The following is a 25934-nucleotide window of genomic DNA, read 5'->3' as shown; positions in this document are numbered from 1 at the left end:
TAATCATAATTCACTTATCGAAAATATATGAAGAGAAAATGTTTAAAAAAATTATATTCTTTTTACTTTTTACTCAGTTGTCTTTTGGACAAGAAATTAAGAAGAATATTTTAAAACCCACTAAAATTGGTGTTCTTTTTAATTACGGAACGAACGAAAATTTTATGTTCGATGATCCTGATTATACGTATTCTACTAATACCTATAAATTACAAGCTTTTTACAAATTAGGAAAATGGAAAACCATTGATTTTGAACTGATTGTACAACCACAAATTCAGTCTTTGCAACACCAACTTTTAAACTTTTGGTATGTGACTCCAGATCAAGAAAATTTTGAAGAAAAAACCATAGAATTTATGAAACCAAAAAGCATGAGTTTATATGGTTTAGAGTTTGGTTTCGCTTCAAAATTAAAACTGACCAATACATTGGATTTGCAAGGAACTATCAGTTTAGGTTTTATGTATATTGATACCAGAACCGAACGTTTAGCAAAAGGCTTCACGTTTATAGAAAACTTTTCTTTAGGATTTTCGCATCAATTATATCAAAAATCGTTCATTTATGTTGGTGGAAATTTTGGCCATGTTTCGAACCTAAATTTTCAAAAACCAAACGATGGTTATAATATTTTAGGCTTGGAAGTTGGTTATTCTTATCAATTATAAAAAACCTATCAGAATACTTTTAAAGTATTTTGATAGGTTTTAATATTCTACGAACTTCTTAAAAAAGTTATTTGAAGTTTAACGTAAGAATTCTGAAAAAAGTTCAGAATTAAGAAAATAGTTTAAAAACTATTTTCCTAACCAAGAGTTTAACATCCAAATTGTTTTTTCTTGTTCTGAGATTAAATCACTCATCATTGAGTTTGTTCCTTCATCATCAGAAGTATCTGATAAATCTAAAATTACTCTTTCTATTTGTAGTAGTTCAGATAACGAATTTACAACCAGTTCAACAGCTTCCACATCATTAGAAATATCTTTACCTACTGGTACAGAAGAATTTGCTATATAATCTGAAAATGTATGTAATGGTTTTCCTTGTAATGTTAAAATACGTTCTGCAATTTCATCAATCTTAACTTGAGAATCTGTATATAATTCCTCGAACTTTACATGTAGTTCAAAGAAGTTTTTCCCTTTGATATTCCAATGTAAACCTCTTAAGTTTTGATAATATATTTGAAAATTCGCTAAAAGTCCGTTTAATTTTTCAACAGAATCTGCTGAAGTTTGCTTGTTTAATCCTAAAATATTTTTATTCATTTTATTATTTTTGTGAAATTCAAAATTATTAGAAATTAACTGTAATAAACTATAATTATAATTGATAGTTTTAATATCTTTATCAAAATTTCTTATTTAAATGACTATAACCCAATTAAAATACGTTTTATCTGTTGCAGAGTACCAAAACTTTACAGTTGCTGCAGAACATAGCTTTGTAACTCAACCTACTTTGAGTATGCAAATTCAAAAATTAGAAGAAGAATTAGGTGTAAAAATCTTTAATCGTTCTAAAAAACCAATTGAATTAACAGAAGTTGGTAAAAAAATAGTAGAACAAGGTAAAGTAATTGTAGATGAAAGTAACCGAATTTTAGATATTGTTCATCAACAAAAAGGATATATTGGAGGCGAATTTAGATTGGGAATTATCCCAACAATAATGCCTACTTTACTGCCAATGTTCTTAAATAACTTTACTAAAAAGTACACAAAAGTAAAATTAATTATAGAAGAACTGACCACTGAAGAAATTGTTAGAAAATTAACAGATGGACATATTGATGCTGCTATTGCTGCAACTCCTTTAGAAAATGAAGCTATAAAAGAGCGCCCTTTATATTATGAACCATTTGTGGGTTTAATTCCACAAAATCATAGACTTTATAAAAACAAACAAATTTCTGCAGATGAATTAGAAATGGAAGACATTTTGTTGTTGGAAGATGGGCATTGTTTTAAAGACAGTGTTATCAATTTATGTAGAACTCATAAAATTGATAACAAAAAAGGATTTCAGTTAGAAAGTGGCAGTTTTGATACGCTCATAAAATTATCTAAAGAAGGTTTAGGCATGACACTACTACCCTATTTACACACGTTAGATTTAAGTGATAATGATAAAAGTCATTTACGTGAATTTACAAATCCACCACCTGCAAGAGAAGTAAGTTTAATTTATCATAAATCACAATTAAAAATGCAAATGATTGAAGCTTTAAAGAAAACAATTGATGGCGTTGTTAGAGGTGCAATTTCTTTTGCTGATGTAAAAATTATTAGTCCTTTGAATAAAAAATAAGGAAAATATAAGACACGAATTTTACGAATATCAATAATAAAATAAGGCTTTAAGAATTAATAAAATTCTTAAAGCCTTATTAAGTTTTAATTTCACTTATTTAATTGATAATAAAATACTTAAATTAATTTATTTAAAGTGTTAGTTTATACTTATTAATTTAGATAAATTTGTGTTATTAATTTTACTCATACATTGAAGTACGCAATTCTTTAATCTTTGGATCAGATAAATAATCATCAAAAGTTGAGTATCTATCAATAGCACCTTTTGGTGTTAATTCTATAATTCTATTGGCAACTGTTTGTGCAAATTCATGATCGTGAGTAGACAATAAAACAGTTCCTTTAAAGTTAATTAAAGAGTTATTTAAAGATTGAATCGATTCTAAATCCAAGTGGTTTGTAGGTTCATCTAATAATAAAATGTTCGCTCTTTTCATCATCATTCTAGAAAGCATACAACGTACTTTTTCTCCACCAGACAATACATTACTTTTCTTTAAAGCTTCTTCTCCAGAAAAAATCATTTTTCCTAAAAAGCCTCTTAAAAAAACTTCTTCACGTTCTTCTTCTGTTTGTGCATATTGTCTTAACCAGTCTACCAAATTTAATTCACCATTCTGAAAAAATTGTGAGTTATCTAAAGGTAAATACGATTGAGTTGTGGTAACTCCCCAAGAAAATTCGCCAGCATCAGCTTTTTCATTTCCTGTAATAATTTCATAAAATGCAGTAACTGCTCTAGAGTTTTTAGAAATTATAGCTACTTTATCTCCTTTGTTTAAATTGATATGTACATTATCGAATAATTTTTCACCTTCAAACTCTTTGCTTAAACCTTTTACGTTTAAAATTTGATCTCCAGCTTCTCTATCTCTATCAAAAATAATAGCAGGATAACGTCTGCTTGAAGGTTGAATGTCTTCTACATTCAATTTTTCAATCATTTTTTTACGAGAAGTTGCTTGTTTAGATTTTGCAACATTCGCAGAAAAACGTCTAATGAACTCTTCTAGTTCTTTCTTTTTATCTTCAGCTTTTTTGTTTTGTTGCGCTCTTTGTTTAGCAGCAAGTTGGCTAGATTCGTACCAGAAAGTATAATTTCCTGAATAATGATTTATTTTCCCAAAATCAATATCAGAAATATGCGTACAAACTGAATCTAAAAAGTGTCTGTCGTGAGAAACTACAATCACACAGTTATCAAAATTTGCGATAAAGTTCTCTAACCAAGCAATAGTTTCAAAATCTAAATCGTTGGTAGGCTCATCCATAATTAAAACATCTGGGTTTCCAAAAAGAGCTTGTGCAATTAATACACGTACTTTTTGTTTACCATCCAAATCTTTCATTAAGGTATAATGCAAATCCTCAGTAATTCCTAGGTTAGATAGCATTGCTGCTGCAGAAGCATCTGCATTCCAACCATCCATTTCTTCGAATTTTATTTGAAGCTCACCAATCTTTTCTGCATTTTCATCAGTATAATCAGCATATAAAGCATCTATTTCTTTTTTAATTTTAAACAGTTCTTTATTTCCCATCACTACTGCTTCCAACACAGGAAACTCGTCATAAGCATAATGATCTTGCGTTAAAACAGACATTCTTTTGCCTTTTTCTAGATGTACTTGCCCAGAAGTTGGGTCTTGTTTGCCAGATATTATTTTTAATAAAGTAGATTTTCCTGCTCCATTTGCGCCAATAATTCCATAACAATTTCCTTGTTGAAATTTTGTACTTACTTCATCAAACAAAACACGTTTGCCAAACTGTACAGATAAATTAGAAACTGATAACATAATAGTATTTTAAATTTCTGCAAAAGTACAAATTTGATAACTATTTTTGGGTTCAATTTTAAACGCATTTTAGGAAAAGTTAAAACGGTCTTTTAGGCTCTAAACACTCATATTTTTAACAACGTATTAACAACTCTAACAGCATTGAATACCTAAATTTGTTAGGCGCTTTCAGCACTATATATATGATAAAAAAAGTATCTATTTTATTTGCGATTATATTCTTAGTTTTTTTAGTAAGCTGTAAATCAACTGATAAAAACACTGATATATATTTTGGTGGTAAAATAATAAATCCTAAAAATTCTCATGTAATTTTATATGCTATGGAAGAAGTAGTTGATACTTTTTTCTTAGATGCAAACAATAAATTTATTGGTAAAGTTAAAAAAGCAAACGAAGGTTTGTATTATTTTTCTCATGGTAATGAAAATCAGCATATTTATTTAGAACCTGGAGATAGTTTAATGTTGCGTTTAAATACCTGGGATTTTGATGAATCTTTAGTTTTTGCGGGTAAAGGAGCAGAAAGAAATAATGTGTTAATCGATTGTTTTTTAGATACTGAAAAAGACAAAAAACTATTCTATCAATACAATCAACTTGAACCAGCAGAATTTAATGCAAAAGCCGATTCTTTATTACAAAAAAAAATAGTTACTTATAATGAGTATATAAAAACCCATTCCTTTGAAACTTCTGGGTTTAATGAAATACTAAAAATAGCTTTAACATATCCTATATATTCTAGAATTGAAAAATACCCAATAATACACGCTAAAATTACGGAAAAAAACAAACTACCTGAAGTTGAAACTTCTTTTTATGACTATAGGAAACAAATAAAAAAGAATAGTGATTCTTTGATGTATTACCCTCCATATTCTAGATACATTAGAAATTACTTGTATAATGAAACCTTTACTTTAGGGCACAATCCTTTAGAAAGTGAGTATTCATCTGAATTTACATTAGATTTATTAAATACTATTAACGATAAAGTTAGCACAGAAAGTTCTAAAAATGCCTTTTTAAGACAAACTGTTATTGGTCATTTTTACAACAAATCTAGTTGTTCAATAAACTTAGAGGCTTTCAACACATTTTTTAAATTATCAACGAACGAAAAAGATAAAAAAATAATTACTAATTTAATTGATGATTCTCAATCGATTATTATTAATGAAGATCTGCCACAGTTTGCGATTACTGATTACGCAAATACTGAACATTCTATAAGTGATGTTATTAAAGATCAAAATGCCTTTTTATTTTTCTGGAGTCCAGAATTTGTTTCTGAGTCTTATATTGTTTCAAGATTTCAGTACTTATCTAAAACCTATCCAAATATTCAGTTTATCGAAATTAAAATTAATGGCGATAAAAATAAAAGAATACAAAAATTAGATATTAAAAATCAATTTTATTTGGCTGATAATAGTGCAGCACACGAATTCTTAACTTGTAAAATGCCACGTTCAGTTCTTGTAAACAAAAAAGGCAAAGTTGTAAATGGTTATGCATCAATTTCCTCTAATAATTTAACCCCATTTCTTAACAAATTGAATAAAAACTAATTAAAGTTTTAAATTCTTATTTTTATCAAAATTTAACGTACCTTTGCACGGTTTTAAAAACGAGTTATATCTCTATTAAAACCAGTCCGAATTATAAACGGGTTTACAGGTGAGGCGTTCTGTGAATCCAATAAAAACACAGTAATGTCAACATTTTCAGAGTTAGGTTTAAACGAACCTATTATTAAAGCATTAACAGATTTAGGGTACGAAAGTCCAACTGTTATTCAAGAAAAAGCAATTCCACAAATTATTTCTTCTAAAAGCGATTTAAAAGCTTTTGCACAAACAGGAACAGGAAAAACAGCTGCTTTTAGTTTGCCAATTTTACAACTTATAGATGGAGATAGTAGCAATGTACAAGCTATTATTTTATCTCCAACAAGAGAACTTGCAGTTCAAATTGGTAAAAACATCGAAGATTTTTGTAAATATCAAAAAAAGATACAAGTAACTACAGTATATGGTGGTTCTAGTATGGAACAACAAATTAAATCTTTAAAAAGAGGATCTCAAATTGTTGTTGGTACCCCAGGAAGAACTGTAGATTTAATTAATAGAAGAGCATTAAAGTTAGGAAACGTTCAATGGCTAGTTTTAGACGAAGCTGATGAAATGTTAAATATGGGCTTTAAAGAAGAACTTGATAAAGTTTTAGAAGCTACTCCAGATACCAAGCAAACATTATTGTTTTCTGCTACTTTTCCTAAAGAAGTAGAAGCAATTGCAAGAAATTATATGCACAAACCTGTGGAAGTAACTTCTGGTGAAAAAAATGCAGGTTCAGTAAATGTAAGTCACGAATATTATTCAGTTACAGAAAGAACACGTTACCCAGCTTTAAAAAGAATAGCAGATTTAAATCCTGATATTTATGCAATTATTTTTTGTAGAACTCGAAGAGAAACACAAGAAGTTGCAGATAATTTAATTAAGGATGGTTATAGTGCAGATGCTTTGCATGGAGATTTATCTCAAGGACAAAGAGACTCTGTAATGGGTAAATTTCGTAAAAAAACAATTCAGATTTTAGTTGCTACAGATGTTGCTGCTCGTGGTTTGGATGTGAATGAATTAACACATGTTATCAACCATAAATTACCAGATCAAATAGAAAACTACACACACAGAAGTGGTAGAACTGGTAGAGCTGGAAATTTAGGAATTTCAATTGCGTTAGTAAACGGAAAAGAAAAAGGTAAATTACGTGTAATAGAGCGTATTATAAAACAAAAGTTTACAGAAGGTAAAGTACCAACTGGAAAAGAAATTGTTGAAAATCAATTGATAAACCTAATTGATAAAGTAAAAAATACGGAAGTAAACGAATCTGAAATGGAGGAGTTTTTACCTAGTATTTACGAGAAGTTAAAAGATTTAGACAGAGAAGAATTGATTAAAAAATTCGTGTCTTTAGAATTTAATACCATGCTAGCGTATTATGAAAACTCTAAAGATTTAAATGATTTAGGTAGAGAAACTTCAAGAACAAGATCTACAGCAGATAATATGACTCGTTTCTTCATCAACATTGGTAGAAAAGACGAATTAAATCCAGGTAAATTAATTGGTTTAATTAACGACCAAAATATTGGAGATAAAATAGAAATTGGAGCTATCGATATTTTAGATACGTTTTCTTTCTTTGAAATTGATAAGAATTACGAAGATAAAACTTTAGATGCTTTTGCTGCAAATCAGCCAGATTTTGAAGGTAGATCTGTAAATGTAGAGATTACTAAAAAAGAACGTTCTGGAGGAGGAAGAAGAGGAGGCAAAAAATCATTTGGTAAAAAAGAGGGTGGTTTTGGAAGAAAAAGAAGCTCTGATAAAGGTTCTGCAAGAAAAAGCGATGGTGGAGGAAGAAATTCTGACAGATCAAATAGACGTTCTGCATCAGAAAGACCAAGAAGCTCTGGAGATAGAAAACCAGGAGGATTTGGAAGAAAACGCAGGGATTCTTAAATAAACACAGAATTATTGCAAAATTTGCAAACTAATTTATACTAAAAAGCTCAAAATTGAAATTCAATTTTGAGTTTTTTTTTTATAATTTCGAATTGAATAATTATATTGATAAAATTAATTTTGTGTTTTTAAATATTCAACAACTGCTTTTCTAATATCAAAAGCTAATTCGTTTTCTGTAGGATTATAAACTTCTAAAACTTCTTTATTTTCTTCAGATAAAAAAGGAATATCAAATCCCTTTAATAAATAATCAGAAAAAGCAATTGTATATATTTTATTGATATTAATTTCCTTATTTTGAATAAACCACTTCTCTCCTACTTTTTCAATATTGTGTCTTTGAAGATATGCTCCAGTTCCTGCTGCTAGTTCTCCATAATCCAAAACACGTTTTAATAATCTACCCTTAATTTTAACTTTTACAATGGCTCCACCAAAAGGTAATACTCTAAAAATATCTACAGGAGTAATTGTACCAAATAATTGATCATCAATTCTTATAGAACCACCATTAACAATAGCTCCATCTACTTTTTCATCATAAGCAAAAGACATTGATTTAGTGATTATTACCCCTAAATTTGATTGTTCCCCTCTCACAGCAAAATCTCTTCCATCTAAAGGTATTTTTGTAGTATAAATAATTTCTTCAGGATTTTGAATCACTTCTTTTATTTGAGTATTCAAGATATCTTGCCATTTATTTACAACAGCTTCAACTTTTTCATCGTTTTTAATAGCGGCATTGATCTCTTTTAATTCTGATGTAATTGTTGCTTTTTTAGTTTTTTTATCGAAAGAAATTCTATGAATATAAACCGTTTTTGCATTGGCATCTGCTTTTGTTATAACACCATTTTCAGTTTCAATCCTCATATTGGTATGTTCATGACCACCCATAATTAATGGAATTTCAGGAATAAGCTTTGCAATTCTTTTATCGTTTGCAATTTTTACGTGTGTCAATCCAAAAACAACATCTACAGAATCTTTTAATGCTGCATAAGAAGCTCTAGCTTTTACAAACATGTTCCCATATTCTACATATTCTTTTGGATTTGAGGGAATGCAAACACTTATAAAACCTACTTTAATTTTTGTGCCATCTTCATCCGTAAATTCTTTTACAAACGTTTCATGTATATTTTCTTTTTTTCCATTGATTTCTTTGTAAAATGGAATAGCAGCATTATCCGTTTTTAATTTTACATTGGCAGAAATCCAAGGAAACGTACTTTCATTTAAACGTTTTTGTAAATCTTGCTGAGAAAGATCGAACTCATGATTGCCAAAAGCTACCAAATCAAACTTCATTTCATTCATAACATCAACCATTTGTGCTCCACGAATTCGTTCTCCATTTACTTTTAAAGTACCCAATAAAGAAGGATTTAAAAAATCGCCAGCCATAAAAAGCATGGTATTTTTATTTTCTTGCAACAATTCTTTGTGTACAGTTGCAACTCTGGCCATTCCACCAAATTGCCCACCTTGGATTGGTGCAATTTCATACACATCATTTAACTGTAAAAAGGTAAAATCAATTTTTTGATCGTCTTTTTGGCAAGATGATAAAATTGCAATGAGTAGCAGATAAATAAATAATTTTGTAGTTTTCAATGATGATTTTTTTACAATAATATTTCTTTTGTTTTTGAAAAGTAGAAATTGGTCATAGTTATTTTTCAATTTGATTCTGTATCCAATTCATTAGTTCCTCTTTATTAATTTCATTCCAAGTTGTTTGTGTATTTCTTACTTTAGATGACTTAGATTCTGGTTGTAAAACAATTAATTCCGTATTTTCATTCCCTATAAGTTCTAATTCTGCTAAAAAACCAACTATGTCAGTCGTATTATTTTCATACATAGTCCTGAAATATTTTTTTAGCCTATATTTTATCTTAGGTTCTATATATGCTCTAACTGCGTAATTTTTATAGAACAAAACATTTTTAGGATTTTCATCTGAGTAGCTATAGGAAGAAAAATTGTAATAATTATCTTTAGCAGTTTCTGGTGTACCTTTCAAATAAGTTTCTAACATGTAATTCATAAAAGTTGGCTCCCAAAGGTCAATTCTATTGATTTTTATATCTCGTTTGTGTTGTTTCCATTTTCTTATCCAATCTAATGTGAAATCACAAATAACAACTCCTTTTATATTAACCTGAAAATCAAAATCTTTTTTATTAATATATTCAATATATTTTAATGCTCTATGGCCAACCAAACTTGCTCCTAAAAAGAAAATGTTTTCATTAGGTAAATTATATTTGTTAAATACTTCTTGAATTAGATTATGTGTAGAATTCATAGAAACTTTAGAAAAATAAAAGTCTAAAGGAATTTCAGTTGAAACTGACAATACTGCAAAATTATTTTCAAATGCCTGACTATACATTTGTTTTGAACTAAAATTCTTTTTGTCATACTTTGAATCTTCTAGAAAAATGAGTACTCCTTTTATTTTTTTGTTTTCTGGAAGCATTAATGTATACCCTTTTTGAATAAATGGCAAAAAATCATTTTCTCCTATACCAATTTTTAAGCTATCACTTTTTGCTGGTTCATAATATTCAATCATTTTCTGTGAAAAAGATTTCATGCTAAGAATACTTAAGAAGAGTATAAATAATAACTTAAACGATATTTTCATTAGTGTTTATTTTTATTTTTTTTTCTGTGGATAAGCTATAGTTCCATTAAATTGATAATTTATATACCATATTAAGTATTCTATAATTTAAAGGTAAGTCTAATCTTATTTTGTTGTATAAAATAATTACACTTTTTACAAATCTTTTAATTTGAGCTAAGTTATAAGAATTTTGGTCATATAAAAATTGTCTTTCAAATCAAGTGTTTTTTTAAATAATAAAAAATCTATCAATTTTCATATTATATTTATTGAAATCTAGTTTAAGCGATTGTACAATTTTTAATATAAAAAACAATTTTATTCGTGCAAAAAAAAAGTAGCAGTTGTTTAAATAGTTTTCTGTGATTTTTAGAATTATTTAGCCTTATTTAAGTATTTGACATCAAAACAACAAAAAACCCATCAAAAATTGATGGGTTTATAATTTGTAATTTAATGAATGTAATTATTCATTTGAACCAATGTTACCTTGCGCTACAATAGTACTTAATTGTGCAGAACTCAAATGAACGTTTATATATCCATCAAAAGTCAATATTTCATCATAAGTGATTTCAGTATCATCATCTAATTTTTCAACTTGAGTGTTGCTTAAGCCTGTATCTCCATTTACTGGGTTAAAGGTAAATGCAATTGGACCTCCAGTTGCAGCATCATTTTCATGAATATGAGCTGGGTGCATTGCTCCTGGTAAAGTATTTTGAATATTTAAAATTGATAATGCTGTACCATTTACTCTTTTGAAAAAAGTTGCAGTTCCAGAAATAGTTGGTACGTCTTTTTCTGCTAAAGCATATACTTTAGAATCACCTGTTAAATCATTCTGACCAATATCTCCTTGAGCTACAATTGTTCCTAATTGTGTTGCACTTAAATGTACATTAACATATGCATCTAATCCTTCAATATCTGAATATCCAAAAGCTGAATCATCATCAAAACTTGATACATTTGTTACACTCATTCCAGTATCTCCATTTACTGGAGTAAACGTAAATAAAATTGCTCCACTTTCTGCAGCTGTATTAGCATGTATATGTGCTGGGTGCATTCCTCCTGCTGGAGTTCCTGTAATCATAAGTTCAGCTAATGCTTCACCATTTACTCTTTCTGAAAATACAACATCACCAGAAATTCCTGCAACATCTTTTTCTCCTAAGTCATAAGTTTTAGTCATTCCTGTTAAATCATTCTGACCAATATCTCCTTGAGCTACAATTGTTCCTAATTGTGTTGCACTTAAATGTACATTAACATAAGCATCTAATCCTTCAATATCTGAATATCCAAAAGCTGAATCATCATCAAAACTTGATACATTTGTTACACTCATTCCAGTATCTCCATTTACTGGAGTAAACGTAAATAAAATTGCTCCACTTTCTGCAGCTGTATTAGCATGTATATGTGCTGGGTGCATTCCTCCTGCTGGAGTTCCTGTAATCATAAGTTCAGCTAATGCTTCACCATTTACTCTTTCTGAAAATACAACATCACCAGAAATTCCTGCAACATCTTTTTCTCCTAAGTCATAAGTTTTAGTCATTCCTGTTAAATCATTCTGACCAATATCTCCTTGAGATACAATAGTTCCCAATTGTGTTGCACTTAAATGTACATTAACATATGCATCTAATCCTTCAATATCTGAATATCCAAAATCAGAACCATCATCGTAAGTTGATAAATTTTTTGCACTCATTCCTGTATCTCCATCAACTGGTTCAAAAGAAAATAAAATTGCTCCTGTTTCTGCAGCTGTGTTTGCATGTATGTGTGCTGGGTGCATTCCTCCTGCTGGAGTTCCAGTAATTATAAGTTCAGCTAATGCTTCTCCATTTACTCTTTCTGAAAATACAACATCACCAGAAATTCCTGCAACATCTTTTTCCCCTAAATCATAGGTTTTAGTCATTCCTGTTAAATCATTCTGACCAATATCTCCTTGAGATACAATAGTTCCCAATTGTGTTGCACTTAAATGTACATTAACGTAAGCATCTAAATTTTCAATAGCTGAAAAAGAGAAAGTAGTTCCATCATCGAAAGTTGTAATATTAGTCATACTTACTCCAGAATCGCCATTTACAGGAGAAAAACTTAATAAAATATCTCCACCTTCAGCAGCTGTATTTGCATGAATATGTGCTGGGTGCATTCCACCATCAGGAGTTCCATTTAATAATATAGTAGCTAAAATTTCTCCATTATTTCTTTCAGAAAAAGTAATGTCTCCAGATATACCATCAACTGCTTTTTCTCCTAAATCATACGTTATACTTTCTTTTAAACCATTTTCCCCAATATCTCCTTGAGCAACAATAGTTTCTAATTCGTTTGCACTTAGATGAACATTAATATATCCATCAAAATTTAAAAAATCGTTGAAAGAAATTGGTGTGCCATCATCTAATCTTGTTACTGTTGTTGCACTTCCACCAGTACTACCATTTATAGGTTCTAGGGTTAATGCGATATCTCCACCCTCTAAAGCCGAATTAAAATGAACGTGAGCTGGATGAATGCCTCCTGAAGAAGTTCCTGAAATATCTAAAACAATCGTTACTGTTGAGTTTGTGTTTTCCACAAAAGTTGCTGTACCCGAAATTCCATCAACATCCTTAGTTGCTAAATTGTATGTTATTTGGTTACCAGAAGGTGTATTGAATACAAATTCTTGGTCATTATCTTCACAACTATAAAAAATTATAGATGTTACAAATAGAAGTAATATTAATTTAATGTTTTTCATAAAAAAAGTTTTTGTTTAATTATTTATACCCAAAAATAAACAAAACTAAATCTACACATTAACTTATATCAAAATATTTTTTGCTGTTATACACTTTTAACAGAAATTAACAGAGAAGGTTAAAGTTATCAGAATTATGTTTAATAAATTACGCTTAATAAAACTCTAAATATCGAGGTATTAAAAAGAGTAAAAAATAGAGGTAATAATAGCAAATGATTTAATTTATATAAAAACTTCTAAAGCCTTATTATAAGCGCTTTCAAAACTCATTGGTTTTATATTTGTATCTACTTTTTCAGCTGTAAAATAACTTAGTAATTTTTCTGTTGGCATATTTCCTGTCAAATCGTCTTTAGCCATTGGGCAACCTCCATACCCTTTTATGGCTCCATCAAAACGTAAACAACCACCTTTGTAAGCTGCATTTACTTTTTCGAACCATTTATCTGGAGTTGTATGTAAATGTGCACCAAACTCAATTTCTGGATATTGTGGAATTAAATTTGAAAAAAGATAATCAATAACTTCTGGGGTTGAGCTACCTATAGTATCTGAAAGTGATAAAATTTTAACACCCATCTTTGATAATTTTTCCGTCCACTCTCCAACAATTTCAACATTCCAAGGATCACCATAAGGATTCCCAAAACCCATAGATAAGTATGCAACAACTTCCTTATTTGTTTTTTGGGCGATATTTAAAATAGCATCTAAAGCAGTAATGGATTCATCAATTGTTTTGTGGGTATTTCTCATTTGAAAATTTTCAGAAATCGAAAAAGGATACCCCAAATAATCAATTTCTTCAAACTGTGATGCATCAGTTGCCCCTCTAACATTTGCGATAATGGCTAAAAGTTTACTTTGGGTTTTTGATAAATCTAATTTTGCCAAAACTTCAGCAGTATCTCGCATTTGCGGAATTGCTTTTGGCGATACAAAACTACCAAAATCAATCGTATCAAAACCAACTTTTAAAAGCGAGTTGATATACAATGCCTTTTTTTCTGTGGATATAAAATGAGATTTTATTCCTTGCATTGCATCTCTTGGACATTCTATAATTTTAACTTTTTTCATCAATTCAAATATAAAGAAAGTAAACTTGTTGCAAAATTATTTAATCTGATTATTATACTCTTTTTGATTAATTTCGTTTTCTGAAATGAAAAACTCTAAACTACTACTTCCTATCATCGTTATTTCTCAATTTTGCTGCACTTCTTTATGGTTTGCAGGTAATGGAATAATGCCAAGTCTTATAAAAAACTTTAATTTAAACGATTCTTCTTTAGGTCATTTAACATCAGCTGTTCAGTTTGGTTTTATAACTGGTACTTTTATTTTTGCGTTATTTACCATTGCAGATCGCTTTTCACCTTCAAAAGTATTTTTTATAAGTGCCATTTTAGGAGGAACTTTTAATTTGATGTGTATTTTAGACAATCAAACATTGTTTAGTTTATTGAGTTTACGCTTCTTTACAGGTTTTTTCTTGGCAGGAATTTATCCTGTAGGCATGAAAATTGCCACAGATTATTATGATAAAGGTTTGGGGAAATCACTTGGATATTTAGTGGGAGCTTTAGTGTTGGGAACTGCTCTACCTCATTTATTAAAAGATATTTTCATCAATACTTCTTGGAAACACGTTTTAATCGCAACTTCTTTATTATCAGCTTTTGGTGGTTTTTTATTGTTGATTTTTATAAAAGATGGCCCATTTAGAACAAAAAGTAAAGGTTTAAATTTATCAAGTTGCTTTAAAGTTTTTAAAAATATCAATTTTAGAAAAGCGGCTTTTGGCTATTTTGGCCATATGTGGGAGTTATATGCTTTTTGGACCTTTGTTCCCATTGCTCTATTAATATATCAAAATTTACATGTTGGTGTGGTTTTAAATATTCCCTTATTATCTTTTATTATTATTGGAAGTGGAACTGTTTCTTGTATTTTATCAGGTTATATAGCTGAGAAATTAGGTATCAAAAAAACAGCTTTTATTTTTTTATTACTTTCTTGTGTATGCTGTTTACTTTCTCCATTGATTTTGTATCAATCAAACGAAAATATATTTATAATCTTTTTAATTTTCTGGGGAATGGTTGTAATAGCAGATTCACCACTTTTTTCGACATTAGTCGCAAGAAATGCACCAGTAAATAATAAAGGAACAGCTTTAACAATTGTAAATTGTATCGGTTTTTCGATAACAATTATTAGCATTCAGTTATTAAGTAAGTTACAAATTTCATCAACCTCTATTTTTATATTTACGATTTTAGCCATTGGACCAATTTTTGGTTTGCTAGCTTTAAGAAGAAAAACTTAACTGTTTTTGGCACAAAAAAACTCCTGAATTTCTTCAGGAGTTTCAACTATAAATTATATTATTTTTAAGCGTTTTGCAACTTGATCAAGTTTAAAGCAGAACCTTTTTGATACCAGCTAATTTGCGCATCATTATAAGTGTGGTTTACTTTAATAACATCTTTGCTTCCATCTGCATGAACAACTTCGATTGTTAATTGTTTGTCTGGAGCAAATTCATTTAAATCTAAAAAGTTGAATGTATCATCTTCTTGAATTAAATCATAATCAGCTTCATTTGCAAACGTTAAACCTAACATTCCTTGCTTTTTCAAGTTTGTTTCATGAATTCTTGCAAAAGATTTTACTAAAACAGCAGCAACACCTAAATGTCTTGGTTGCATTGCAGCATGCTCTCTAGAAGAACCCTCTCCATAATTATGATCACCAACAACAATTGTTTTAATCCCTGCTTTTTTGTATTCTCTTTGCACTGCAGGAACTGCATTATACTCACCATTCAATTGATTTTTAACAAAGTTTGTTTTTTTGTTAAACGCATTTACTGCACCAATTAATGTATTATTTGCAATATTATCTAAATGCCCTCTAAAACGTAACCAAGGACCAGCCATAGAAATATGGTCTGTTGTACATTTTCCAAAAGCTTTAATTAATAATTTTGCTCCTGTAATTGTGTCTCCTAAAGGTGTAAAAGGTTCTAATAATTGTAATCTTTCAGAATCTTCTTCTACAGCAATCTTAACGTGGCTACCATCTTCTTCTGGTGCTAAATATCCATTATCTTTTACTTCAAAACCTTTTGGAGGTAATTCCCAACCTGTTGGCTCATCAAACATAACTTCTTCACCATTTTCGTTGATTAACTTATCTGTTAATGGATTAAAATCTAAACGACCTGCAATAGCAATAGCAGCAGTTATTTCTGGTGATGCAACAAAAGCGTGCGTATTAGGATTCCCATCTGCTCTTTTAGCAAAGTTTCTGTTAAAAGAATGTACAATACTATTTTTAGGAGCATTTTTAGGATCTGAATATCTAGCCCACTGACCAATACAAGGTCCACATGCGTTTGTAAATATTTTTGCATCTAATTTTTCAAAGATTCCTAAAATCCCATCTCTATCTGCAGTATATCTTACTTTTTCAGAACCAGGATTGATACCTAATTCAGCTTTCATTTTTAATCCTTTATCAATTGCTTGTTGTGCTATAGATGATGCTCTCGATAAATCTTCGTAAGATGAATTTGTACAAGAACCAATTAATCCCCATTCAACCGTTAGCGGCCATTCATTATCGTTTGCTTTTTTAGTCATATCAGAACCTACTGTTGTAGATAAATCTGGAGTAAAAGGACCGTTTAATAATGGACCTAATTCTGATAAGTTAATTTCGATTACTTGATCAAAATATTTTTCTGGATTATCATATACTTCAGTATCCGCAGTTAAATATTCTTTAACTTTATTAGCAGCATCTGCAACATCTTCTCTATCTGTAGCACGTAAATAACGTTCCATAGATTCATCATAACCAAAAGTTGATGTTGTTGCACCAATCTCTGCACCCATATTACAAATTGTACCTTTACCAGTACAAGACATAGAAGTAGCACCTGGGCCAAAATATTCTACAATTGCCCCTGTTCCACCTTTTACAGTTAAAATTTCGGCAACTTTTAAAATAACATCTTTTGGAGCTGTCCAACCAGATAATTTTCCAGTTAATTTAATTCCGATTAATTTTGGAAATTTTAATTCCCAAGCCATTCCAGCCATAACATCTACAGCATCTGCTCCACCTACTCCAATTGCTACCATTCCTAAACCACCAGCATTAACTGTGTGCGAATCTGTACCAATCATCATTCCTCCTGGAAATGCATAGTTTTCTAAAACTACTTGGTGAATAATTCCTGCTCCTGGTTTCCAAAAACCAAGTCCGTATTTGTTAGAAACTGATTCTAAAAAATTAAAAACTTCACTACTTGTTGTGTTTGCTTGTTTTAAATCTGTTGCAGCACCTTCTTTAGCTTGAATTAAATGATCACAGTGAGTTGTTGTAGGAACCGCTACTTTTGGCTTACCAGCTTGCATAAATTGTAATAATGCCATTTGTGCAGTTGCATCTTGCAAAGCAATTCTATCTGGAGCAAAATCTACATAGTCTTTACCTCTAGTAAATTCTTTAGTAGCTTTTCCTTCCCATAAATGAGAGTATAAAATCTTTTCAGATAATGTAAGTGGTTTTCCTGTAATTTTACGAGCAGCATCAACGCGTTCTGTCATGTTTGCGTAAACCTGCTTGATCATATCAATGTCAAATGCCATATTCAGTTGTGATTTTAAAAATTTTTCGTAAAACAAATCTACAGTTTTAATATCAATTTTAAAAGATAAATAATAGATTGCTATAATTAATAGATAAATAAAAGCTATTTTTCAAAACATTGAATATACTTCAATAAAAAAATAGTTTTTGTAATTAATTTTGAGGATTTGATAATTAAAATAAAAAAGCAGACTTGTAAGCCGAATTCTGTTCCTTACATATGTAAGGCTCTTATCATTTATCTAGTTCTAAAATTACTCTTAGAATCTATCTGCCTACCCTTTAGAATCGAGCGAGTAGCTCTCAAGCTCTAATTTACATGACATTGCACCTCATAGAGTTTACCTGGTTTCACTACAGCCTAACTGTACTTGCTTTCTGTTGCACTTGTCCTCAACTCACGTTGGATGGATGTTATCCACTATGATTACTCTTTGGTGTCCGGACTTTCCTCTTTAAAATTAATTTAAAGCGATAAGATAAATCTGCTTTCTATTTTAAATTTTGATTTTCTCTTTTATAAAAAACCCACTCAAATATAAATTTGAGTGGGAAAAATTGCTATGAAAAAGAAAAAGTGTGACTAGTAAACTAATCACACTACAAATATATAATTTTTAATACTATTAAAAAGTAAATTTGATAAAATAAATAAACTTTTTTGAGAATTTAGTATTTTATTAAGAAAACATATCCTTTACTTTTTCAAAAAATGATTTATCAGTGGTATTTGGACTTGGTGTAAAATTTGAATTATCGCTCATTTTTTCAAAAAACTGTCTTTGTTCTTTGTCTAATTCTTGAGGAGTCCAAACATTTGTATGAATCAAGAAATCTCCTGTTCCATAACGTTCTATACTTGGTAAGCCTTTTCCTTTTAATCTAAGAATTTTTCCTGATTGTGTTCCTGGATCAATTTTAATTTTTACTTTTCCAGTTACAGTTTCTACTTCTTTGCTAGTTCCTAAAACTGCTTCAGAAAAATTGATGTACAAATCATAATGAATATTGGTACCTTCTCTTTTTAAAGTGTCATGAGGAATTTCTTCAATCAACACTAATAAATCTCCAGAAATAGAATTTTTACCTGGAGCATCGTTTCCTTTTCCTCCAACTTTTAATTGAACACCTTCTGTTACACCAGCAGGAATGTTAATTGGTACAGTTTCTTCTTTTACAATTAAACCTTGAGCATCTGCTCCATTTGGTTTAGAGCTAATAATTTCTCCAGCTCCAGAACACGTACTACAAGTAGTTGCAGTTTGCATTCTACCTAAAATAGTGTTTGTAACGCGCATTTGCTGACCAGAACCATTACAAGTAGTACAAGTTTTATAGCGTACACCATCTGCTTGTACTTTTCTACGAACTTTTACTTTCTTTTCTACACCTTTGGCAATTTCTTCTAAAGTAAGTTTTACACGAATTCGCATATTACTTCCTTTAACTCTGGCTTGTCTTTGGCCTCCACCACCAAAACCACCAAAGCCTCCACCTCCACCACCGAAAATGTCTCCAAACTGGCTGAATATGTCATCCATATTCATTCCACCACCTCCAAAGCCACCTCCACCTTGAGGACCTTCAAAAGCTTGATGACCATATTGATCGTATCTTGCTTTTTTATTTTCGTCGCTCAAAACTTCATAAGCTTCTGCAGCTAATTTGAATTTCTCTTCAGCAGTTTTATCATCTGGATTTTTATCTGGATGATATTTGATTGCCATTTTTCTATAACCTTTCTTAATTTCTGCTTGTGTTGCAGATTTAGAAATGCCTAATACTTCGTAAAAATCTTGTTTTGCCATTATTATTTTAGTTTTCAGTAAACAGTCGCAGTTTTCAGTGCTCACTGTTTACTAACACTTATGTTTTCTAAAAAAATATAACAATTTTTAGTTTTAGAATTATAGCAAGTATTACACTGCCAACTGAAACTGAAAACTGTTTACTATTTTTATTGTCCTATTACTACTTTTGGGTAACGAATAATTTTAGTACCCATTTTATATCCTTTTTCTACACAATCAATAATTTTTCCTTTTAAATCTTCTGATGGTGCAGGAATTTGTGTAATTGCTTCATGAATTTCAGCATCAAAAACATCACCAGCATTGGTTTCTATTTTTGATAAGCCTTTTTGCTCTAAAGTATTGTAGAATTTATTGTAAATTAATAAAACTCCTTTTCTTAATTCTTCAGTTTCTATATCTTCTGCAATATGTGTCAAAGCACGTTCAAAATCGTCTACAACTGGCAGTAAAGATGTCATTAATTCCTGTCCTGCTGTCTTATATAATTCAATTCTTTCTCTAGTTGTTCTCTTTTTATAATTTTCGAACTCAGCAAATAGACGTAAAAACTTATCTTTTTCTGTTTCTAATAATTCTTCTGTAGTCGGTTCTTCCTTTACTACTTCCACTTCAACTTCTTGATTTTCTTCAACTTGTGCAGTTTCTTGCTCGTTGTTTATTTCTTCGTCTTTTATATCTTCTTTCTTACTCATTTCTTTGTAATAATTAAATTGTCACAACTATATTGACAAAAATGTTGCCAACAAAAAAATAGTGTCAAGATGACACTATTTTTAAATCTTTTATGAATGTTGGTAAACCAGTTTAGCCCTGATTGAAACGACATCCTTTTTATAGGCTTTTTAAATAAGTAATTCAATTCCTGAAAGAGATTGCCACAGTTTACAAAAAAGTAAACTTCGCAAAGACGCCTATGAAAAGATACAGTGGAAAGCAGGAAATAGCTCCTAACACTACTCTATTCTTTCAATTTTTGCGCCAATAGATTTTAAACGAGCTTCTATGTTTTCGTAACCTCTATCTATTTGCTCTATATTGTTGATGATACTTGTTCCTTTAGCAGAAAGTGCTGCAATTAGTAAAGAAATTCCTGCTCTAATATCTGGAGAAGTCATTTTTGTTGCTTTTAAAGAGCTTTCAAAATTCATACCAATTACAGTGGCTCTGTGAGGATCGCACAAAATAACTTTTGCGCCCATATCTATTAATTTATCGACAAAAAACAAACGGCTTTCGAACATTTTTTGATGAATTAAAACAGTTCCTTTTGCTTGGGTTGCAATTACCAAAACAATGCTTAATAAATCTGGTGTAAAACCTGGCCAAGGAGCATCTGCCACTGTTAAAACTGAACCATCTATATAGTTCTGAATTTCGTACGATTCTTGCTCTGGAATGTAAATATCATCGCCTCTTTTTTCGAATTGAATTCCAAGTTTTCTAAATACATTTGGAATTTGTCCCAAGTTTTCCCAGCTAACGTCTTTGATCGTCAATTCTGAACGTGTCATGACTGCAACACCAATCCAAGAACCAATTTCAATCATGTCTGGCAAAACTCTGTGCTCACAACCACCTAAATAATCTACACCAGTTATAGTTAATAAATTTGAGCCAACTCCAGTAATATTTGCGCCCATTGCATTCAGCATTTTACATAATTGCTGAATGTAAGGTTCGCAAGCTGCGTTGTAAATTTTTGTGGTTCCAGTTGCTAAAACAGAGGCCATTAAAATATTGGCAGTTCCTGTTACAGAGGCTTCATCTAATAACATTTCTGTTCCAAATAATTCTTCTGCTTCTACTCCGTAAAACCTATCTTCTTTATTATATCTAAACTTTGCTCCTAATCTTATAAAACCCTCAAAATGTGTATCTAAACGTCTTCTACCAATTTTATCTCCTCCTGGTTTTGGAATGTATCCTTTTCCAAAACGTGCTAATAATGGACCAACAATCATAATAGAACCTCTTAAAGAGCTTCCATCTCTTTTAAAATCATCTGATTCTAAATAGGATAATTTTAATTCATCTGCTTGAAATGAATAGGCATTGCTACTTAACTTTACAACTTTAACACCTAATTCTCCAAGAATAAAGATTAGTTTGTTAACATCAATAATATCTGGAACATTGTTTATGGTTACTTTTTCTGGAGTTAATAAGACTGCACAAAGTATTTGTAAAACTTCATTTTTTGCTCCTTGAGGTGTAATGGTTCCTTTTAGTTTGTGTCCTCCTTCAATTTTAAATGATGCCATTGACTAATATCTTTTTCTACCTTTATTATTATGATGTGCTTTTTTATGCGTGCTTTTTGAGTTATTCTGACCTTGAGAATTTCTCTTTTTCATTAAATTTTTACTTTCTGATAAATCTTCATCAGAATCTCTTAAATCGAATGCTCCATTAGACAAGTCATATAAATGCTTAAAAATCACAGCATCGTCTACTGTATCTTTATTCCAATTTAAATAACACTTTTTCATGTGATTTGCAATCGTAAATACCAAGGCTTCTCTTTTATCTCCTTCTTCCCAGCTCAAAGCAACATCAATCATTGTTTGAATATTGTTACCATAATATCGATATTTTGACGCATATTTTGGATAAGGTAAACGTTCTGGTTTTTCTTGTAATTCTTCTCTTGAAGGAATTGGATAAGGCGAATCTGCATCCAATTTAAAATCGGACATGATATACAATTGATCCCAAAGTTTGTGTTTAAAATCTGGAACATCTCTTAAGTGAGGTTGCAAATTTCCCATAACATCAACAATTGCTAATGCCATTTCATTACGTTCTTCTTTGGTTTCTAAGGCAACACAATGATCTACCAATTTTTGAACATGTCTGCCATATTCTGGAATTATCATTAATGTTCTTTCTGAATTATATTCTAAATCGAATGTCATTTATTTATTTTTGAAGTGTGTTTTCGAAAGTTTACGTAAAATTCGTGCTCCTCGAAATAACAATTTATACTTTGTAGTTATTTAATGTTGCAAAATAACAATTTATTTTTGTTTTTATAATTGATTTTTTAACCAATCACTTTTAATTTTAAAAAAAGGTATTCAATTCATAAATTTAATCTTCTGAAAAAATATATTTATCTTCAAAATCAATTTTATAACCTTTTAAAAAATCGATATATTCTTCTTTAAAAGATTTTATTTTATGATGTTCCTCTTGATCTTTTATATATTTTATTACTTTATTAATTCCAGATTGACTCACTGTAAAAGCACCAAATCCTGTTTGCCATTCAAATTTACCTAACACAAATTTATTTTCATTTATCCATTTTGATGAATTTGCTTTGATATCTCTCACTAAATCTGATAAATTACAATTTGGTTTTGTGCCAATTAAAATATGAATATGATTAGGCATCCCATTAATAATCATCAATTTTTAATCTTTCTTACTGATGATTCCTGTGATATACTTATATAAATCAACTTTAAATTTTGATGTTATTAAATTATCTCTTCCTTTTACAGCAAATACAATGTGGAAATATAATTGTGTGTATGTATTTGCCATTTTTTATGGTGTGGTTTTTTGATGTTTTATTATTGATGTAATTAATGCTGTGAAATATGTCGCTCCTATGGAGCTTGATTTAATTGAATTAAAATATTCTCTATTAATGTTTCACTGCTCTGCAGTTTTACTTTTTAATATCATATTTTATGTTTTTGCTCCTTAGGAGCAACATATTAATAAAATAAATTTCATAATTTTATAGAACTCCTTTTGGAGTAACATATTTACAATATCTATATTATTTTTTAATTCTAAACTCAAATTAACCAATCACTTTTAATTTACTTTAGCTTAATCTTTTTAGCTCCATAGGAGCTGTATATTAATAGATATAAATTAGGTAATTTTATAGAACTCCTTTAGGAGTGCCATATTTACAAATATCCATGATTAATTTAAAAAAAATTAACCAATCACTTTTAATTTAGCAAATTGTAGTAATAGTTTCTTTTTACCAACAGTTCCAAACTTTATCTCTGCTTTTTTATTTGGGCCACTTCCTTCTAATGCTATTACTTCTCCACTACCAAACCTATTATGTTCAACAATATTACCAACCACTATATTACCATCAAATAAATTGGCTTTTGGTGTTGTTGCTTGTGATACTTTTTTTAAGTTTTTAGGAACAATAATTTCTTTCTTTTTAAGTATATCTCGTTCTGCTTTTTTACGTTGAATAGGTTTTTGAAAACGAATTCCTTTTGGAGCATCATCAAAAATACTTTTATCAATAAATCTATTTACGGAAGATTCTGGAACCTTTGGAGTTATATAATGCAAATATTGATCGTCGATTTCTTCTAAAAAACGACTTGGTTCTGAATCAATTAATTTTCCCCATCTATAACGTGTTTGTGCATACGTTAAATAAGCAACTTTTTCTGCTCTTGTTAACGCCACATAAAACAATCTACGTTCTTCTTCTAATTCACTTCTTGTATTCATACTCATGGCAGATGGAAATAAATTTTCCTCTAAACCAACAACATACACATACAAATATTCCAATCCTTTAGATTGATGAATGGTCATTAAAGAAACTGTAGGTTTATCATCATTTTTTTCTGAATCAAAATCGGTAGCCAAAGCAACATCTTCTAAAAACGATGTTAAAGAAGTATCTTCTCCTTGTTCAATTTTATCTGTTATAAAATCTTTAATTCCGTTTAAAAGTTCTTGAACATTTTCTACTTTACTAACAGCTTCTGGTGTTCCGTCTTTTTCTAAATCTTTAATTAACTGGGTTTGTTTTACAACTACTTCTGCAATTTCAAAAGCATTTTTAGTTTTTGCTTCAATTTGAAGTCGTAAAATCATATTCATAAAATTCTGCAACTTATTTTTAGTTCCAGAATTTATTTTTAAATCGATTTTATCAATATATTTTAAAATATCAAAAATTGATTTTTTATAGTGATTTGCAGCAATTGTAAGTTTATCTATAGTTGTAGCACCAATTCCTCTTGCAGGATAATTGATAATTCTTTTTAAAGCTTCTTCATCATTTGGGTTGATTAAAATCCGCAAATAAGATAAAATGTCTTTTATTTCTTTACGTTGATAAAAGGAAATTCCACCATATATTTTATAGTCGATGTTCTTTTTTCTCAAAGCATCTTCTATGGCTCTAGATTGAGAATTTGTTCTATATAGTACACAAAAATTATCGGGTGTTAGTTGATTATTCATCATATTTTCCCAAATAGATTGTGCTACAAAACGCCCTTCTTCACCATCAGAAATAGTACGCATTACGTTTATAGAATCTCCAGCATCATTACTCGTCCAAACTTCTTTATCTAACTTTGTTTTGTTTTTTGCAATTACAGAATTTGCTGCATTCACAATATTTTTTGTAGATCTGTAATTCTGTTCTAATTTAAAGGTTTTTACATCAGGATAATCTTTTTGAAAATTTAAGATATTCTGAATGTTTGCCCCTCTAAAACTATAAATACTTTGTGAATCGTCTCCAACCACACAGATATTCCCAAATTTGTCAGCCAAAGCTCTTACAATTATATATTGTGAGTGGTTTGTATCTTGATACTCATCCACCATAATATATCTAAACCTATCTTGATATTTTGCCAAAACATCTGGAAAACGAGCCAATAATTCGTTGGTTCTTAACAACAAATCATCAAAATCCATTGCACCAGATTTAAAACATCTATCTACATATTCTTTGTAAATATTACCAACTTCTGGTCTGCTTGCATGTAAATCTGCTTCTTGCAAATCAGAATTATTAAAGTAAGCTCTTACAGTAATTAAGCTGTTTTTAAAGGATGATATTCTCCCTAAAATCTGCTTTGGTTTGTATTGTTCCTTGTTTAAATTCTTTTCTTTAATAATTGATGAAATTAATCGAACTGAATCTTGCGTATCGTAAATGGTAAAGTTTGTTGGGAAACCTAATTTGTCTGCTTCAGAACGTAAAATACGTGCAAAAACCGAGTGAAAAGTTCCCATCCAAAGATTTTTAGCTTCACTTTGTCCAACAACTCCAGCAATTCTGGCTTTCATTTCTTTGGCTGCTTTGTTGGTAAATGTGAGCGATAAAATATTAAAAGAATCCACTCCAGATTGCATTAAATGTGCAATTCTATAAGTTAAAACACGTGTTTTACCAGAACCTGCACCAGCAATAATTATCATTGGGCCATCTTTTTGAATAACTGCCTCTTTCTGTGCTTCGTTTAAAGTATTTAAGTATGTATTCAAGCGTAAGTTTTGTATGAATTTAGAACTGTGAAATTAACAAAACTTATTCTTTTTATAAAGAATGATGATGAATTTTTATACACAACTT

At 29.9% G+C, this 25934-nt stretch carries 19 protein-coding genes and 1 other RNA gene; 5 read left to right on the top strand and 15 right to left on the bottom strand.

What is annotated here, in order from left to right; translation table 11 throughout:
* Positions 1-38: 38 nt before the first annotated feature.
* Positions 39-671, top strand: a complete 633-nt coding sequence (locus tag P161_RS19960; protein WP_231494752.1) for an acyloxyacyl hydrolase — start codon at positions 39-41, stop codon at positions 669-671.
* A gap of 129 nt (positions 672-800) precedes the next feature.
* Here P161_RS19960 and P161_RS0114830 read toward each other — a convergent pair whose 3' ends face one another.
* Entirely contained in the window at positions 801-1274 is a 474-nt protein-coding gene (locus tag P161_RS0114830) for a Dps family protein (protein WP_026777705.1), read from the bottom strand.
* Positions 1275-1374: 100 nt separating this feature from the next.
* Between P161_RS0114830 and P161_RS0114825 the strand changes: the two genes are divergently transcribed.
* On the top strand, positions 1375-2316 hold the full coding sequence (locus tag P161_RS0114825) for a hydrogen peroxide-inducible genes activator (protein ID WP_026777704.1): 942 nt from the start codon (positions 1375-1377) through the stop codon (positions 2314-2316).
* A gap of 184 nt (positions 2317-2500) precedes the next feature.
* Here the strand turns inward: P161_RS0114825 and P161_RS0114820 are convergent, their stop codons facing one another.
* Positions 2501-4120, bottom strand: a complete 1620-nt coding sequence (locus P161_RS0114820) for an ABC-F family ATP-binding cassette domain-containing protein (protein ID WP_026777703.1) — start codon at positions 4118-4120, stop codon at positions 2501-2503.
* 185 nt (positions 4121-4305) lie between these two features.
* On the opposite strand from P161_RS0114820, the gene P161_RS0114815 reads away from it, so the two are divergent.
* Complete coding sequence (locus tag P161_RS0114815; protein ID WP_026777702.1) at positions 4306-5697, top strand: hypothetical protein; 1392 nt, start codon at positions 4306-4308, stop codon at positions 5695-5697.
* Positions 5698-5841: 144 nt separating this feature from the next.
* Entirely contained in the window at positions 5842-7662 is a 1821-nt protein-coding gene (locus P161_RS0114810) for a DEAD/DEAH box helicase (protein ID WP_026777701.1), read from the top strand.
* Positions 7663-7779: 117 nt separating this feature from the next.
* Here P161_RS0114810 and P161_RS0114805 read toward each other — a convergent pair whose 3' ends face one another.
* The 4 genes from P161_RS0114805 to P161_RS0114790 all read right to left on the bottom strand — a co-directional run bounded on the left by P161_RS0114805 (position 7780) and on the right by P161_RS0114790 (position 14165).
* Complete coding sequence (locus P161_RS0114805; RefSeq protein ID WP_026777700.1) at positions 7780-9288, bottom strand: bifunctional UDP-sugar hydrolase/5'-nucleotidase; 1509 nt, start codon at positions 9286-9288, stop codon at positions 7780-7782.
* 58 nt (positions 9289-9346) lie between these two features.
* Complete coding sequence (locus tag P161_RS0114800; RefSeq protein ID WP_231494751.1) at positions 9347-10276, bottom strand: hypothetical protein; 930 nt, start codon at positions 10274-10276, stop codon at positions 9347-9349.
* Between the two features lie 499 nt (positions 10277-10775).
* Positions 10776-13082 carry a CHRD domain-containing protein gene (locus tag P161_RS19390; protein WP_197026360.1) on the bottom strand — a complete coding sequence of 769 codons (2307 nt, stop codon included), beginning with the start codon at positions 13080-13082 and terminating at the stop codon, positions 10776-10778.
* A gap of 225 nt (positions 13083-13307) precedes the next feature.
* The gene (locus tag P161_RS0114790) at positions 13308-14165 is read right to left on the bottom strand and encodes a hydroxymethylglutaryl-CoA lyase (RefSeq protein WP_026777698.1); all 858 of its coding nucleotides are present in this window, start codon (positions 14163-14165) and stop codon (positions 13308-13310) included.
* An 85-nt stretch (positions 14166-14250) separates the two neighbouring features.
* Between P161_RS0114790 and P161_RS0114785 the strand changes: the two genes are divergently transcribed.
* A complete protein-coding gene (locus P161_RS0114785; RefSeq protein WP_026777697.1) occupies positions 14251-15417 on the top strand; it encodes a nitrate/nitrite transporter in 1167 nt (388 codons plus the stop codon).
* 64 nt (positions 15418-15481) lie between these two features.
* On the opposite strand, the gene P161_RS0114780 is transcribed toward P161_RS0114785, so the two are convergent.
* The 9 genes from P161_RS0114780 to P161_RS0114750 all read right to left on the bottom strand — a co-directional run bounded on the left by P161_RS0114780 (position 15482) and on the right by P161_RS0114750 (position 25846).
* Positions 15482-17749: an aconitate hydratase gene (locus P161_RS0114780; protein WP_026777696.1), complete on the bottom strand. Its 2268-nt coding sequence runs from the start codon at positions 17747-17749 to the stop codon at positions 15482-15484.
* Positions 17750-17930: 181 nt separating this feature from the next.
* Positions 17931-18242: RNase P RNA component class A (gene rnpB, locus P161_RS19250), an RNA gene on the bottom strand.
* A 188-nt stretch (positions 18243-18430) separates the two neighbouring features.
* The gene (gene dnaJ / locus P161_RS0114775) at positions 18431-19558 is read right to left on the bottom strand and encodes a molecular chaperone DnaJ (RefSeq protein ID WP_026777695.1); all 1128 of its coding nucleotides are present in this window, start codon (positions 19556-19558) and stop codon (positions 18431-18433) included.
* A gap of 149 nt (positions 19559-19707) precedes the next feature.
* Entirely contained in the window at positions 19708-20256 is a 549-nt protein-coding gene (locus P161_RS0114770; RefSeq protein WP_026777694.1) for a nucleotide exchange factor GrpE, read from the bottom strand.
* A gap of 261 nt (positions 20257-20517) precedes the next feature.
* A complete protein-coding gene (murA, locus tag P161_RS0114765) occupies positions 20518-21825 on the bottom strand; it encodes a UDP-N-acetylglucosamine 1-carboxyvinyltransferase (RefSeq protein ID WP_026777693.1) in 1308 nt (435 codons plus the stop codon).
* Positions 21826-21828: 3 nt separating this feature from the next.
* Positions 21829-22479 (bottom strand): DUF4290 domain-containing protein, encoded by a 651-nt coding sequence (locus P161_RS0114760; protein ID WP_026777692.1) that lies wholly within the window; start codon positions 22477-22479, stop codon positions 21829-21831.
* 175 nt (positions 22480-22654) lie between these two features.
* Positions 22655-22975: a transposase gene (locus tag P161_RS18705; RefSeq protein ID WP_368086213.1), complete on the bottom strand. Its 321-nt coding sequence runs from the start codon at positions 22973-22975 to the stop codon at positions 22655-22657.
* A 6-nt stretch (positions 22976-22981) separates the two neighbouring features.
* The gene (locus P161_RS20065; protein ID WP_368086212.1) at positions 22982-23113 is read right to left on the bottom strand and encodes a hypothetical protein; all 132 of its coding nucleotides are present in this window, start codon (positions 23111-23113) and stop codon (positions 22982-22984) included.
* A 408-nt stretch (positions 23114-23521) separates the two neighbouring features.
* Positions 23522-25846 carry an ATP-dependent helicase gene (locus P161_RS0114750; RefSeq protein WP_026777691.1) on the bottom strand — a complete coding sequence of 775 codons (2325 nt, stop codon included), beginning with the start codon at positions 25844-25846 and terminating at the stop codon, positions 23522-23524.
* Positions 25847-25934: the final 88 nt, after the last annotated feature.

It is taken from the genome of Polaribacter sp. Hel_I_88 (genome assembly GCF_000687935.1).
Lineage (GTDB): Bacteria > Bacteroidota > Bacteroidia > Flavobacteriales > Flavobacteriaceae > Polaribacter.
The sequence above is the reverse complement of the archived record's forward strand: the minus strand, read 5'-3'. Positions and strand labels throughout refer to the sequence as shown.

What these genes read in the sequence shown, in the direction of transcription:
- P161_RS19390 (WP_197026360.1), bottom strand. Translation starts at nt 13,082, where the DNA reads ATGAAAAACATTAAATTAATATTACTTCTATTTGTAACATCTATAATT.
- P161_RS0114800 (WP_231494751.1), bottom strand. Translation starts at nt 10,276, where the DNA reads ATGAAATCTTTTTCACAGAAAATGATTGAATATTATGAACCAGCAAAA.
- dnaJ (WP_026777695.1), bottom strand. Translation starts at nt 19,558, where the DNA reads ATGGCAAAACAAGATTTTTACGAAGTATTAGGCATTTCTAAATCTGCA.
- P161_RS0114785 (WP_026777697.1), top strand. Translation starts at nt 14,251, where the DNA reads ATGAAAAACTCTAAACTACTACTTCCTATCATCGTTATTTCTCAATTT.
- P161_RS0114780 (WP_026777696.1), bottom strand. Translation starts at nt 17,749, where the DNA reads ATGGCATTTGACATTGATATGATCAAGCAGGTTTACGCAAACATGACA.
- P161_RS0114820 (WP_026777703.1), bottom strand. Translation starts at nt 4,120, where the DNA reads ATGTTATCAGTTTCTAATTTATCTGTACAGTTTGGCAAACGTGTTTTG.
- P161_RS0114830 (WP_026777705.1), bottom strand. Translation starts at nt 1,274, where the DNA reads ATGAATAAAAATATTTTAGGATTAAACAAGCAAACTTCAGCAGATTCT.
- P161_RS0114825 (WP_026777704.1), top strand. Translation starts at nt 1,375, where the DNA reads ATGACTATAACCCAATTAAAATACGTTTTATCTGTTGCAGAGTACCAA.
- P161_RS0114760 (WP_026777692.1), bottom strand. Translation starts at nt 22,479, where the DNA reads ATGACATTCGATTTAGAATATAATTCAGAAAGAACATTAATGATAATT.
- P161_RS0114790 (WP_026777698.1), bottom strand. Translation starts at nt 14,165, where the DNA reads ATGAAAAAAGTTAAAATTATAGAATGTCCAAGAGATGCAATGCAAGGA.
- P161_RS0114815 (WP_026777702.1), top strand. Translation starts at nt 4,306, where the DNA reads ATGATAAAAAAAGTATCTATTTTATTTGCGATTATATTCTTAGTTTTT.
- P161_RS18705 (WP_368086213.1), bottom strand. Translation starts at nt 22,975, where the DNA reads ATGATTATTAATGGGATGCCTAATCATATTCATATTTTAATTGGCACA.
- P161_RS19960 (WP_231494752.1), top strand. Translation starts at nt 39, where the DNA reads ATGTTTAAAAAAATTATATTCTTTTTACTTTTTACTCAGTTGTCTTTT.
- P161_RS0114810 (WP_026777701.1), top strand. Translation starts at nt 5,842, where the DNA reads ATGTCAACATTTTCAGAGTTAGGTTTAAACGAACCTATTATTAAAGCA.
- P161_RS0114770 (WP_026777694.1), bottom strand. Translation starts at nt 20,256, where the DNA reads ATGAGTAAGAAAGAAGATATAAAAGACGAAGAAATAAACAACGAGCAA.
- murA (WP_026777693.1), bottom strand. Translation starts at nt 21,825, where the DNA reads ATGGCATCATTTAAAATTGAAGGAGGACACAAACTAAAAGGAACCATT.
- P161_RS20065 (WP_368086212.1), bottom strand. Translation starts at nt 23,113, where the DNA reads ATGGCAAATACATACACACAATTATATTTCCACATTGTATTTGCTGTA.